This is a genomic window from Streptomyces sp. NPDC000878 (assembly GCF_053599695.1).
The window spans coordinates 55199-67388 of the sequence record NZ_JBSFMT010000032.1 but is presented as its reverse complement, the minus strand read 5'-3'; the positions used below and the strand labels follow the sequence as shown (position 1 = coordinate 67388).

General features: G+C 71.3%; 11 protein-coding genes. 7 read left to right on the top strand and 4 right to left on the bottom strand.

Annotation, left to right across the window (positions count from 1 at the left end):
* Positions 1-48: 48 nt before the first annotated feature.
* Positions 49-1197: a methyltransferase gene (locus tag ACWDR4_RS26570; protein ID WP_450412297.1), complete on the bottom strand. Its 1149-nt coding sequence runs from the start codon at positions 1195-1197 to the stop codon at positions 49-51.
* A 73-nt stretch (positions 1198-1270) separates the two neighbouring features.
* Between ACWDR4_RS26570 and ACWDR4_RS26565 the strand changes: the two genes are divergently transcribed.
* Together ACWDR4_RS26565 and ACWDR4_RS26560 are read left to right on the top strand one after the other, a co-directional pair.
* On the top strand, positions 1271-1912 hold the full coding sequence (locus tag ACWDR4_RS26565; RefSeq protein ID WP_450412295.1) for an alpha-ketoglutarate-dependent dioxygenase AlkB family protein: 642 nt from the start codon (positions 1271-1273) through the stop codon (positions 1910-1912).
* A 176-nt stretch (positions 1913-2088) separates the two neighbouring features.
* Entirely contained in the window at positions 2089-3309 is a 1221-nt protein-coding gene (locus tag ACWDR4_RS26560; RefSeq protein WP_450412294.1) for an ROK family protein, read from the top strand.
* A 120-nt stretch (positions 3310-3429) separates the two neighbouring features.
* Here the strand turns inward: ACWDR4_RS26560 and ilvY are convergent, their stop codons facing one another.
* Entirely contained in the window at positions 3430-4284 is an 855-nt protein-coding gene (gene ilvY, locus ACWDR4_RS26555) for an HTH-type transcriptional activator IlvY (RefSeq protein WP_450412293.1), read from the bottom strand.
* Positions 4285-4372: 88 nt separating this feature from the next.
* On the opposite strand from ilvY, the gene ACWDR4_RS26550 reads away from it, so the two are divergent.
* The 4 genes from ACWDR4_RS26550 to ACWDR4_RS26535 all read left to right on the top strand — a co-directional run bounded on the left by ACWDR4_RS26550 (position 4373) and on the right by ACWDR4_RS26535 (position 9476).
* Complete coding sequence (locus tag ACWDR4_RS26550; RefSeq protein WP_450412292.1) at positions 4373-5677, top strand: ketol-acid reductoisomerase; 1305 nt, start codon at positions 4373-4375, stop codon at positions 5675-5677.
* Positions 5678-5830: 153 nt separating this feature from the next.
* The gene (locus ACWDR4_RS26545; RefSeq protein ID WP_450412290.1) at positions 5831-6148 is read left to right on the top strand and encodes an SHOCT domain-containing protein; all 318 of its coding nucleotides are present in this window, start codon (positions 5831-5833) and stop codon (positions 6146-6148) included.
* Positions 6145-6897 carry an ABC transporter ATP-binding protein gene (locus tag ACWDR4_RS26540; protein WP_450412288.1) on the top strand — a complete coding sequence of 251 codons (753 nt, stop codon included), beginning with the start codon at positions 6145-6147 and terminating at the stop codon, positions 6895-6897. The genes ACWDR4_RS26545 and ACWDR4_RS26540 overlap by 4 nt, the downstream gene beginning before the upstream one ends.
* Positions 6894-9476, top strand: a complete 2583-nt coding sequence (locus ACWDR4_RS26535) for an ABC transporter permease (RefSeq protein WP_450412286.1) — start codon at positions 6894-6896, stop codon at positions 9474-9476. Before ACWDR4_RS26540 ends, ACWDR4_RS26535 begins: the two co-directional genes overlap by 4 nt.
* Before the next feature lie 68 nt (positions 9477-9544).
* On the opposite strand, the gene ACWDR4_RS26530 is transcribed toward ACWDR4_RS26535, so the two are convergent.
* Positions 9545-10093, bottom strand: coding sequence for an ATP-binding protein (locus ACWDR4_RS26530; RefSeq protein WP_450412284.1), 549 nt, complete (start codon positions 10091-10093; stop codon positions 9545-9547).
* Between the two features lie 239 nt (positions 10094-10332).
* Positions 10333-10656, bottom strand: a complete 324-nt coding sequence (locus tag ACWDR4_RS26525) for a hypothetical protein (protein WP_450412282.1) — start codon at positions 10654-10656, stop codon at positions 10333-10335.
* 334 nt (positions 10657-10990) lie between these two features.
* Between ACWDR4_RS26525 and ACWDR4_RS26520 the strand changes: the two genes are divergently transcribed.
* A complete protein-coding gene (locus tag ACWDR4_RS26520) occupies positions 10991-12127 on the top strand; it encodes a PLP-dependent cysteine synthase family protein (RefSeq protein WP_450412280.1) in 1137 nt (378 codons plus the stop codon).
* Positions 12128-12190 lie beyond the last annotated feature (63 nt).

The following is a 12190-nucleotide window of genomic DNA, read 5'->3' as shown; positions in this document are numbered from 1 at the left end:
AATCAGCCCTGTACCCCGGCACCCTGGTACCGCTTACCGCTTACCGCGTCACTGCTTCACGGCCTTCAGCACCACGAACTTGGCATCGCTGGCGACGAGCCGACTGTTGCCGAACAGCTTCCGCAGCTTGATGTGATAGCCGAGATGCCGGTTTCCGATCACCCACAGCTCACCGCCCGGCCGCAGCGCCCGCCGAGCGCCGGTGAACATCCGCCAGGCCGTGGCGTCCGACGTCGCCTGATGGGTGTGGAACGGCGGATTATTGAGCACCAAGTCGACGCTCCCGTCCGCGATCCCGGCAAGACCGTCCCCGACCCGGAACTCGGCACGCCCGTCCAGCAGCCCGTTGGCCCGGTACGTCTCCTCCGCCGAGGCCACCGCCTGGAACGACTCGTCGACGAACAGCAGCTCGGCCTCCGGCGCGGTCAGCGCCACCGCCGTACCGACCACACCGTTCCCGCAGCCCAGGTCGACCACCCGGGGGGCACCTGACGGCTCCGGCAGATGCTGGAGGAAGAACCGGGTGCCGATGTCGAGACGCTCGGCGCAGAACACGCCCGCGTGGTTGACGACGGGGTGTCCGGAGGCCGGGCCGATACCGTCGGGCAGCGAGTAGCGGAGCGGCCAGGGATTGGCGCCCCGGCCCACCGACGGACCGACGCCGGAGTGGATGAGGCGGGCCTTCTTCTCCGCGAGCGAGGTCCGGGTCGGGCCGACGATCCGCTCGAACAGCTTCAGCGTCGAGGTGTGGATCTCCTTCACCATGCCGGTGCCGACGACGACCGTGTCCTTGTGCAGCGCGGGCGCCAGCCGCAGCAGCTGGTCCTCAAGGAGCGCCAGACTCTTCGGCACCCGCACGAGCAGCACGTCGACGCGCTCGGGCGGCGGATCCTGGGTGGTGAGCAGCCGTACGGACTCCTCGTCCACGTCCGCCCGCCGCAGATTCGCCCGGGTCGCCTCCTGGGCCAGGAACGAGTCGGTGACCTGGGTCGGCCGGTGCGCGGCGAGCGCCGTGGTGAGCGCGCCCCAGCGGTCACCGACGACCACGACCGTGCCGGACAGATCGGTCCCGGCCTCCTCGAGATGCCCGAGAAGGTACTCGTCGGCGGAGTCCCAGGCACGGAGCCGCTCACGCGGATCGGCGGGGAAACGGGTCAGCGTCAGCTCGGACCAGGGAGTCGTCATACGGTCGTTCATCGTGGCCCCACCCTACCGAGCCGCAGCTCACACCCCGTCGGCCGCGTCGACCCGGTCGGGCAGGATGGGATCCATGGACGCCGAGCTGTTCCCCAGAGCCCGTACGGAGATCGCGCCGGGCGCGGTGCACGTGCCGGACTGGCTGGACGCGGGACGTCAGCGCGAGCTGCTGGACGCCTGCCGCGACTGGGCACGCCCACCGGCTGGCCTGCGCACGGTCCGGACGCCCGGCGGCGGCACGATGACCGCCCGGCAGGTCTGTCTCGGCTGGCACTGGTACCCGTACGCCTACGCCCGCACCGTCGTCGACGGCGACGGCGCGCCGGTGAAACCGTTCCCGGAGTGGCTGGGCGAGCTGGGGAAGGAGGCGGCCAGGGCAGCGGCGTACGACGGCGACGCCGCCTACGACATCGCGCTGATCAACTTCTACGACGCCGACGCCCGCATGGGCATGCACCGCGACAGCGACGAGCAGTCGGACGCGCCCGTGGTGTCCCTGAGCCTCGGCGACACCTGCGTGTTCCGCTTCGGGACCACCGAGACACGCACCCGGCCGTACACGGACGTCGAGCTGCGCAGCGGTGACCTGTTCGTCTTCGGAGGCGCGTCCCGACTCGCCTACCACGGGGTGCCACGGGTGTACGAGGGCACGGCACCGCCCGAGTTGGGGCTGACCGGCCGGTTGAACGTGACGCTGAGGGTCAGTGGTTTGTAAGCGGTCCGAACAGCGGCCTCTGGAAGGCGCCCCGTAGGGGCAACCTTCCAGGGGCGCGGGGCTGTGTTGAATTTGCGGCTACCGCCGCGTGGGCGCGACAAGCCCCCAGCGGCCCGCAGCAAATGAACGGCATATCCAGCGGAGCGCTTCGTACGGATCATGGGAGACTCGCCCTCATGAGCGGCAAGGTCGAGGGGACCACTTCGAAGACGCGGTTGGACCGGGGGCGCGGCGCTCTCGGGCCGGCCTTGGAGCTGGTGCACACCGGCCGGGCGCCCACCCGGGCCGTGCTCACCGCCGAGCTGGGGGTCACCCGGGCGACGGCCGGTGCGGTGGCCGCCGAGCTGGAGGCGCTCGGGCTGATCCGTGTGGACGCCCGGCCCGGCGCGGCGGCCGGTTCGCAGGGGCGCCCCTCGCACCGGCTCGACGTCGCCGAGGACGGGCCGGTCGTACTGGCCGCGCAGGTGCACGCCGACGGGTTCCGGGCCGCGCTGGTCGGGCTCGGCGGGCGGATCGTCGCCACCGCGCCCGGTTGCGAGACCGTCGACGCGGACCCGGCGAAGGTGCTCGGCTCGGTCGTCGACGCGGGCGCCGAGCTGCTGCACGACACCGGGCGGCGGTGTGTCGGCGCCGGTCTCGCCGTGCCGTCGGCCGTCGCCGAACCCGAGGGCCTGGCCCTGAACCCGCTGCACCTTGCCTGGCCGGCCGGGGCGCCGGTACGGGAGATCTTCGCCGAGCGCGTCAGGGCCGCCGGCATCGCCGGACCGGCGTTCGCGGGCAACGACGTCAACCTCGCAGCGCTCGCCGAACACCGGCACGGCGCCGGACGCGGCGCCCGCGACCTGCTGTGCGTGGCCACCGGGCACCGGGGTGTCGGCGGGGCACTGGTCCTCGACGGCCGTCTGCACACGGGGAGTTCAGGCCTCGCGCTCGAAGTCGGCCACCTCACGGTCAACCCCGAGGGCCGCCCCTGCCACTGCGGCAGCCGAGGCTGCCTGGACGTCGAGGCGGACCCGCTCGCCTTCCTCACGGCGGCGGGCCGCGACCCCGGCCCCGAGGTGTCCCTCCTCCAGCAGGCGAACGACCTGATCCGCGACCAGTACACGGACCCGGCGGTCCGCACGGCCGCCGAGACCCTGATCGACCGCCTGGGCCAGGGCCTGGCAGGCCTGGTCAACATCCTCAACCCGGACCGCATCATCCTCGGCGGCCTGCACCGCACCCTCCTCGACGCCGACCCGAACCGCCTGCGCGCGGTGGTAGCCGACCGCAGCCTCTGGGGCCGCAGCGGCGGCGTCCCCATCCTCGCCTGCACTCTGGACCACAACAGCCTGGTCGGAGCAGCGGAGTTGGCGTGGCAGCCGGTGCTGGACGATCCGCTGGCGGCAATGGCGTAAGGAGCCGCGCCCCAAAGGGGCGCGGGGCTGTGTTGAATTTGCGGCTACCGCCGCGCGGGCGCGACCAGCCACGACGCACCCGCAGCCGCAAAACGAGATACCGCGCCTCCCCCGTAGCGCTCATCCCGCAAGACTCCACAACGCCGCAACCTGAGGCCGCCGCAGATCAACCCGCCGCACACACAACCCGATCGGAAACCGTTCCGGCGCCGGATCGACCGGCACAACCCTCACCCGATCACGCACCGCACTGTGATCGAGAACAAGCCGCGGCACGACCCCCGTCCCACACCCCAGCGCGACCAACGTCAACAACCCTTCGTGACCGTCCGGTTCAGCGGCCACCTCGACCGAGGACGAGGCACCCCGCGCCCGGAACCACCGGTCGGCAGCCTCCCGCACCAACCCCCGGTACGGCAGCACGAACGGCCCCGCAAGCCCCGGGTCCGGACGATCCCGTGCCGTCACGAACACCAACTCGGTCACGGCAACCGTCCGACTCACCAACGGCTCCGGCAGCCGCGCCGGAATTCCCGCGACGGCCACATCCACCTCACCCTCGTCCAGCCGGGCCAGCGCCGCCGCCGCGTCACCGGTGCGCAGATCGAGCCGTACCTGCGGATGCGCGGCCCGGAAGGGCGCCAACAGGTCGGGCAGTAGCACCTGGCAGGTCGTCACCGTCGCGAACACGGCCAACCTGCCGGTGAGTTGAGCGGGGTCGGGATGCTCCTCACGGTACGCACGCCACAACTCCAGTGCCTGGACGGCGTATTCACGGAACCGATGCCCCTCCGCCGTCAGCGACACCCCGCGCGGACCCCGGTCGAACAGCCGGTGCCCGAGATCGGCCTCCAGCCGCTGCACGGTCCGGGTGAGCGTCGCCGGACTGACATGGCAGTCCAGACTGGTCCGCCCGAAGTTCAGCGTCTGCGCGAGATGGACGAAAAGCCGCAGCTCCCGATGATCGTCGCGCATACCGTGACCTGGCCCTTTCATTCCCCGCAACACCGTGCTGCACAAGTTGCGCTTGCCGCAACACTCGCCGCGAGCCTACAACTCGACCATGACCTCGACCACGCACACGACGACCACGGCCAAGCACACGCACACCTACGCCTCCCGTGTCTTCGCCCTCGAAACGATGGACGTGCCCGGCGATACGGAGACCATCCTGCGCGGCGGACGCCACCTCTTCCCGCTCCTCCCGCAGGCCTTCGAAGGCATCCGCCGCGTCGGTGTCATCGGCTGGGGCCCGCAGGGCCGAGCACAAGCCCTCAACCTGCGGGACTCCCTCGCCGGTACGGACATCCGGGTGGCCGTCGGGCTGCGTCCGGGCTCGACCTCCGCCGCCGACGCCCGCGCCCACGGCTTCACGGAGGCGGACGGCACCCTCGGCGACTGGCTCGCCGTCACCGCCGACAGCGACCTGGTGATCCTGCTGATCGCGGACGCGGCACTCGCCGCCCACCACCAGGAGATCTTCGCGACCCTCAAGCCGGGTGCGGTCATCGGCCTCTCGCACGGCTTCCTGCTCGGCCATCTCCGGTCGTCCGGCGGTGAGTTCCCGCCCGGACACGGGGTGATCGCCGTCTGCCCCAAGGGCATGGGCGACTCGGTGCGGCGCCTCTACGAGCAGGGCGCGGAGATCAACGGCGCGGGCATCAACAGCAGCTTCGCCGTGCACGCGGACCCCGACGGCCGGGCCACGGACCTCGCCCTCGGCTGGTCGGTCGCGCTCGGCTCGCCGTACACCTTCCGTACGACCCTCGACAGCGAGTACCTCTCCGACATCGTCGGCGAGCGCGCCATCCTGCTCGGCGCCGTCCACGGCATCGTCGAGAGCCTGTACGCCCGCTTCCGGCTGGCCGGGGACGACGAGACGACCGCGTACGAGAAGTCCTGCGAGAACGTCACCGGCCCGATCGCCCGCACCATCTCCCACGAGGGGATCCGCGCGGTGCGCGAGGGCCTCGACCCGGCGGGCCGGGACACCTTCGACCGCGCGTACTCGGCCACCTACCAACCCGCCCGCGACCTCGTCGCCGAGATCTACGACGAGGTCGCCGAACGCGGCCACCCCTGGTCGGAGATCGTCAACGAGTCCGTCATCGAGGCGGTCGACTCCCTGCTGCCGTACATGCACGCCCGTGACGTGGCGTACATGGTGGACAACTGCTCGCGCACGGCCCGCCTGGGCGCCCGCCGCTGGGGCCCGCGTTTCCAGGCCGCGTACGAGCAGATCGCGTACCCGACGGCCGAACTCCCCGCCTCCGAAGCCCTGTTGGCGGCCTTCGACACCCACCCGGCGCACGAAGCCCTGGCAGCGGCGGCGAAGCTCCGGCCCTCGGTCGACATCTTCGTCGCCTGAGACAGGCCTGGCACCCCCGGGAAGCAGCCGGAAGTGGCCCGCGTACTCCCGGGGAGGTACGCGCACTGCCGCTGCCCGTACGACGACCCGGACCCCCTCCCGGCGCGAACGTGGAGTCATCGCACACAACCCCGACCTGGGAGATGACTCGACATGAACACCCTCGCCAACTGGGACGGCGGCCCCGGCCCGTGGATCCTCTTCTTCCCGCTGATCTGGGCGGCCGTCGTGATCGGCGTCGTCACCGTCCTGCGCCGCACGGTCTGGCGCGGACGCCGCGGCCCCTGGCGTGCCATGAACGGCCGCTACGACGCCCAGGACCGCCTCTCCGGCGACGCCCCGCTCGCCGTACTGGGCCGGCGTTTCGCCTCCGGTGAGATCGACGAGGACGAGTACTGGCGGCGGCTCTCCGTCCTGGACGAGCAGTTCGGCGCCACGGGCGGCCGTGCGGGCAAGGGTGGTGCGGCATGACCACCGCCACCACCACGACCCGTACGGCAGCCCGTGTCGTCGACGCGGTGAAGGTGTACGGCGGTGGCGACACCGCCGTACGGGCCCTCGACGGCGTGAGCGTCGGCTTTCCGGCCGGGCGCTTCACCGCGATCATGGGGCCCTCGGGCTCCGGCAAGTCCACCCTGATGCACTGCGCGGCCGGCCTGGACACCCTCACCTCCGGCGCCGCGTTCATCGGCGACACCGAACTGGGCACGCTCGACGACCGGCGCCTCACGCTCCTGCGCCGCGACCGGATCGGCTTCGTCTTCCAGGCGTTCAACCTGGTGCCGACGCTGACCGTCGCCGAGAACATCAGGCTGCCGATCGATCTGGCGGGCGGAGACGGCGACCGGGAGTGGATCGACGCGCTCGTCGACGTGGTCGGCCTGCGCGACCGGCTCCACCACCGCCCCGCCGAACTCTCCGGCGGTCAGCAGCAACGCGTCGCCGTGGCGCGGGCGTTCGCCGGCCGGCCCGACGTCGTCTTCGCCGACGAACCGACCGGCAACCTCGACTCGCGCTCCGGCGAGGAGGTCCTCGGCCTGCTCGGCCGCGCGGTGCGGCACATGGACCGCACGGTCGTCATGGTCACCCACGACCCGGTCGCCGCCGCCCACGCGGACCAGGTCCTCTTCCTGGCCGACGGGCGTCTGGTGGACCGGATGGAGTCCCCGACGGCCGACAAGGTCCTGGACCGGCTGAAAGCCTTCGAGGTGCCGTCATGAACGCCCCCGCGCCCACCTTCCGACCCACCGTTCGCATCAGCCTCTCCTCCCTCCGCGCCCACAAGCGCCGCTTCGCCGGCACCTTCCTGGCGGTCTTCCTCGGCGTCGCCTTCCTCGCCGGGACCCTGGTCATGGGCGACACCCTGCGCGCCAGCTTCGACACCATGTTCGGCAACGCGACGAGCGGCACCGACGCCGTCGTCCGCAGCGCCGACGCCATCACCACCCCCGGCGAGAGCGAGGGCGTACGCCAGCCGGTCCCCACCGACCTGGTCAGGACCGTCGAGCAGGTCCCGGGAGTGGCGGCAGCCGCCCCCAACATCCAGGGCGCCGGCCAGCTCATCGCCGCCGACGGCGACCCCATCGGTGGCCAGGGCCCGCCCACCCTCGCCGGCAACTGGATCACCGACCCCAAGCTGAACCCGTACCAACTCGCCGAAGGACGCGCCCCGTTGAGGTCCGGCGAGGTCGTCGTCAACCGGGGTACGGCCAAGAAGGGCGGCCTGAGCATCGGTGACACGACGACCCTCCGTACGCCCGACCCGGTCAGGGTGACCATCGTCGGTCTCGCGACCTTCGGTGGCGAGGACGGCATGGCGCAGGTGACGTTCACCGGGATGACGCAGGCCGACGCCGAGAAGTACCTCACGGCGAGGCCGGGCGAGGCAGCGAGCATTCAGGTGCGGGCCGGTCCCGGGGTCGGTCAGCAGGAGCTGGTGGACCGGCTGACGTCCGTACTGCCCAAGGGAGTTGAGGCCATCACCGGTCAGGAGTCGGCCGAGGAGAACACGGAGATGATCTCCAGCCAGTTCCTGACCATCTTCACCCTGTTCCTCCTGGTCTTCTCGGGTGTGGCGATCCTGGTCGCGACCTTCTCCATCCACAACACCTTCGCGATCGTCGTCGCCCAACGCACCCGCGAGAACGCCCTGTTGAGGGCGCTGGGGGCGTCCCGCCGCCAGGTCACCGCGGCCACGCTCGTCGAGGCGACCGCCGTCGCCGTGACGGCGTCGATCGCGGGTCTCGCCGGTGGCATCGCCATCGCCGCGGGCCTCCAGGCGCTGTTCCCGGCCATCGGATTCCCCTTCCCCGAGGGCGACTTGGTGATCGGCCGGCTGTCCATGCTGCTGCCGCTCGCGGTCGGCATCGTGGTCTGCCTGGGCTCCGCCCTGCTGCCCGCCGTACGCGCCGGCCGCACCGCACCCCTGGCCGCCCTCCGTGAGACGGCCGTCGACCAGTCGGGCGCCTCGCCCGTCCGGGCGGTCACCGGCGCGGGCCTCGGGGCCCTCGCGATCGCCATGACGCTGACCGGCGTCCTGGTCTCACCGTCCTTGTGGCTGGCGGGACTTGGCGCCGTACTGGCCCTCGTCGCCTTCGTGGTCCTGGGTCCCGTCGCGTCGACCACCGTCGTACGGGTTCTCGGCGGCCCCCTCGACAGGCTGCGCGGAGTCACAGGCGCCCTCGCCCGGCGCAACGCCCTGCGCAGCCCCAAGCGGACCGCCGCCACCGCGAGCGCCCTGATGATCGGCGTGGCCGTCGTCTCGCTGTTCACGGTGTTCGGTGCCTCGCTGAAGGCCACCATGGACCAGACCGTGTCGCGGTCCTTCGCCGGCGATGTGGCCGTGAGCACCCCGTCGTTCGGGGCGGGCGGCAGCGGACTCAGCCCCGCCCTCGCTCCCGCGATCGCCGAGCAGCCCGTGGTGGCGGACGCCGTCGGACTCGGCCGAGGGGTCGCCGAAGTCGACGGCAAGGGACGGGCGTTGACCGTCACCGACCCCGTCACCCTCGGCAGGGTCTTCGACCTCGGCGAGGTCCGCGGCTCGCTCGACGGCCTCGGCACCGACGGCATCGCCATCACCGAGTCGGAGGCCGACCGGCAGCACCTGAAGACGGGCGACACGACCCGACTCACCTTCACCGACGGCGGGCAGGAGACCTTCACGGTCCGCGCGGTCTACGGCCGGTCCGAACTCGCCGGCGAGTACGTCATCACCCGCGCCGCCTGGGCCCCACACCGCACCCAGGACTCCGACACGCTCGTCGCGGTCTCCTTCAAGGACGGTGTGAGCACGGCCGCGGGCAAGGCGGCCGTGGAGCAGGTAGCGGCACGATACGGCGATCCCGACGTCCAGACCCGCGACGAATACGCCCAGTCGTCGGCCGGAGGCATCGAGATGATGCTCACCCTCGTCTACGCGCTGCTCGCCCTCGCGGTGCTCATCGCACTCCTCGGCATCGCCAACACCCTGACCCTCGCCATCCACGAACGCACCCGTGAACTCGGCCTGTTGAGGGCCGTCGGCCAGACCCGCGCCCAACTGCGGGCCATGGTCCGCTGGGAGTCGGTCCTCGTCGCCGCCTTCGGCACGGTGGGCGGGCTCGCCCTCGGCGGGTTCCTCGGCTGGGTGCTGGTGAAGGCCTCGGACGGCGCCAGCGACAGCGCGTTCGCCTTCGCGCTGCCGCCCACCCAGCTGGTGATCGTGGCCCTGGTGGGCATCGCGGCCGGAGCGCTCGCGGGCCTGCGCCCGGCCCGGCGGGCGGCACGCCTGGACGTACTGCGCGCCATCGCCACCGAGTGACGTACGGAGAACAAGGAGCGGAAGGAGTGGAAGGAGACGGCGGAGGAATCCCGGAGGTCACCGCCCGGTCAGCCTGCGACGGCCGACCGGGCGGGAGCGTGTTCCGGCCTGCGCCGGTGAACCCCCGGCTTGTACCCCTTGTCGTCGCACAACGGCTCCTCGAACGCCTGACGCGTGGGCGTCGCGCTCGCGGGCCGGGTCTCCGGGGCGGCCACGACCGGCGCGACCGTAGGCAGCGTGAACCACACGACCTTCCCGGACTCGCCGTCCGGCCGCACACCCCAGCTCTCGCTCACCGCGGCGACCATCGCGAGGCCGCGTCCGCAGGTCGCGGTGGGATCCGCGTCCCGCAGCTCGGGAATGCGCGGGTCGTGGTCGTGCACCGAGACCGTGAGCCGGTCGAGCAGGACCTCGATCTCCACGGTGCACAGCTTGTCGGGCTGGGCGTGCCGGTGGACGTTGGTCAGTAGCTCGGTCACACCGAGCGAGGCCCGGTCTATCAAGGGATCCAGATGCCAGTAGCGCAATTGTGCAGAGACGATTCTGCGGACCTGGCCGATCCGCGACGGAAGAGCTTGGAGCTCCACCGTGCAGTGCCTGCTTGGGTGGCTGATCACGGCTTGCGACTCCCCGAATTGAGGTCCGGAAGAAGACACGAGATCGGATCCAGCAGAGTGCCTGTGTGCAATGGCCGCCTGCTGTCGTGGCCGGCGGGCTGGTTCGCAGCGTTATCGCCGGTAAACCCAGAGTGACGTGTGACAAGCGTGGCTCAAGGGGGCGAAACCCGCAACTCGCGGCATGGTGTGAGACACACCCGGTGTCCGCGCGAAGTGCGCCCCCGTGGTCCCCGTCCGGCTCAGCGTCGGCGCCCCGCCGCGTTGCGTACGGCCTCGATGAACCGGCGTGCCGCAGGTGGCCCGGACTCGCCCGGTGCGGGGTCGTGATCCCCCAGAGTCAGCAGGTAACGCTGGCCGTTGAGATCCGCGAGCGCCCGGTCGTCGGCCGCGAACCAGGGCTTCGACGCGCGCACCGCCTGCACGGGAGCGCTGTCGATCTCGCTGCCGTAGCTGGTGAGCAGCTCCAGCCTGCCGTCGCTGATCCGGACCTGCCCGGCCCGGGTGAGGGAGCGCAGCCTCTTCCCGATTCGCACGCCCGTGGCCGTGAACTCCGGCTCCGCCATGATGCTCCGCCCCCTTGTCGGCTTCCGCCGAGATGCGTGGTGATACCGCCTGGACGTGATCCAGTGTGCGCCCCCGTGCCGAGCAGTCTGCCCGCCCCCGGCGTCGAGCACCAGTGCGTACAGCACTCTCCGGCAACCGGCGGAAGCACTCACCGGGATGCGCCCCGGGCGTGCCGACTCCCGCCCGGCCTGTTGCCGCGTCCTGCCCCCAGGCCTGCCTTTGGGCCGCCCAAAGGTGTGTTTATGCAGGTGAGAGGCGTGTGGAAGGTGTCTATGATCGGAATGTACGGCTGCGCAAGGACGCCGTCGGCACGCGCATCGCAAGGAGTCCGACGTGAGCATCCCCGACCCCACCGGGACCGCCGAAACCCTCGACACGCTCGATGTCGACCGCAGCGACGCCGACTACCGAGCCTGGCTCAAAGAGGCCGTCCGCAAGGTCCAGGCCGACGCCAACCGCTCGGCCGACACGCATCTGCTGCGCTTCCCGCTGCCCGAGAAGTGGGGGATCGACCTGTATCTGAAGGACGAGTCGACCCACCCCACCGGCAGCCTCAAGCACCGCCTCGCCCGCTCGCTCTTCCTGTACGGACTGTGCAATGGCTGGATCTGCCCCGGCCACCCGGTGATCGAGGCGTCCAGCGGCTCCACGGCCGTCTCCGAGGCCTACTTCGCGAAACTGATCGGCGTGCCCTTCATCGCGGTCATGCCCCGCACGACCAGCGCCGAGAAGTGCCGCCTCATCGAGTTCCACGGCGGCCGGTGCCACTTCGTGGACGACTCCCGCAAGATGTACGAGGCCTCGGCGGCCCTCGCGGCGGAGACCGGCGGCCACTACATGGACCAGTTCACCTACGCGGAACGGGCCACGGACTGGCGCGGAAACAACAACATCGCCGAATCCATCTTCCGCCAACTGGAGTTGGAACGTTTTCCGGAGCCCGCGTGGATCGTCGCCACGGCCGGCACCGGCGGCACCTCGGCGACCCTCGCCCGCTACGTCCACTACACCCAGCGCGACACCCGCATCTGCGTGGCCGACCCCGAGAACTCCTGCTTCTTCGAGGGCTGGACCACCGGCGATCCGGACGTCACCTGCGACTGCGGCTCCCGCATCGAGGGCATCGGCCGCCCCCGCATGGAACCCAGCTTCGTCCCCGGCGCGGTGGACCGCATGATGAAGGTCCCCGACGCGGCCAGCATCGCCGCGGTAAGAGTCCTGGAACAGGCAATCGGGCGCAAGGCGGGCGGATCCACGGGCACGGGCCTGTGGAGCGCCCTCAAGATCATCGCCGAGATGGTGGCAGAGGGCCAACAGGGCAGCGTGGTAACCCTGTTGTGCGACCACGGCGACCGCTACCTGGACAAGTACTACTCGGACACCTGGCTGAAGGAGCAGGGCCTGAACATCGCGCCCTACGGGTCGGCGATCGAGGCTCTACTGAAAACAGGCGTGTGGGCGACTCCCTAGGGGCGCCTTTCAGGGGCGCGGGGAACTGCGCGACAAGCCACAACGGCGCCGCACCCGCAAACC

What these genes read in the sequence shown, in the direction of transcription:
- ilvY (WP_450412293.1), bottom strand. Translation starts at nt 4,284, where the DNA reads ATGCGCGACGATCATCGGGAGCTGCGGCTTTTCGTCCATCTCGCGCAG.
- ACWDR4_RS26540 (WP_450412288.1), top strand. Translation starts at nt 6,145, where the DNA reads ATGACCACCGCCACCACCACGACCCGTACGGCAGCCCGTGTCGTCGAC.
- ACWDR4_RS26525 (WP_450412282.1), bottom strand. Translation starts at nt 10,656, where the DNA reads ATGGCGGAGCCGGAGTTCACGGCCACGGGCGTGCGAATCGGGAAGAGG.
- ACWDR4_RS26535 (WP_450412286.1), top strand. Translation starts at nt 6,894, where the DNA reads ATGAACGCCCCCGCGCCCACCTTCCGACCCACCGTTCGCATCAGCCTC.
- ACWDR4_RS26570 (WP_450412297.1), bottom strand. Translation starts at nt 1,197, where the DNA reads ATGAACGACCGTATGACGACTCCCTGGTCCGAGCTGACGCTGACCCGT.
- ACWDR4_RS26550 (WP_450412292.1), top strand. Translation starts at nt 4,373, where the DNA reads ATGACCTCGACCACGCACACGACGACCACGGCCAAGCACACGCACACC.
- ACWDR4_RS26545 (WP_450412290.1), top strand. Translation starts at nt 5,831, where the DNA reads ATGAACACCCTCGCCAACTGGGACGGCGGCCCCGGCCCGTGGATCCTC.
- ACWDR4_RS26565 (WP_450412295.1), top strand. Translation starts at nt 1,271, where the DNA reads ATGGACGCCGAGCTGTTCCCCAGAGCCCGTACGGAGATCGCGCCGGGC.
- ACWDR4_RS26560 (WP_450412294.1), top strand. Translation starts at nt 2,089, where the DNA reads ATGAGCGGCAAGGTCGAGGGGACCACTTCGAAGACGCGGTTGGACCGG.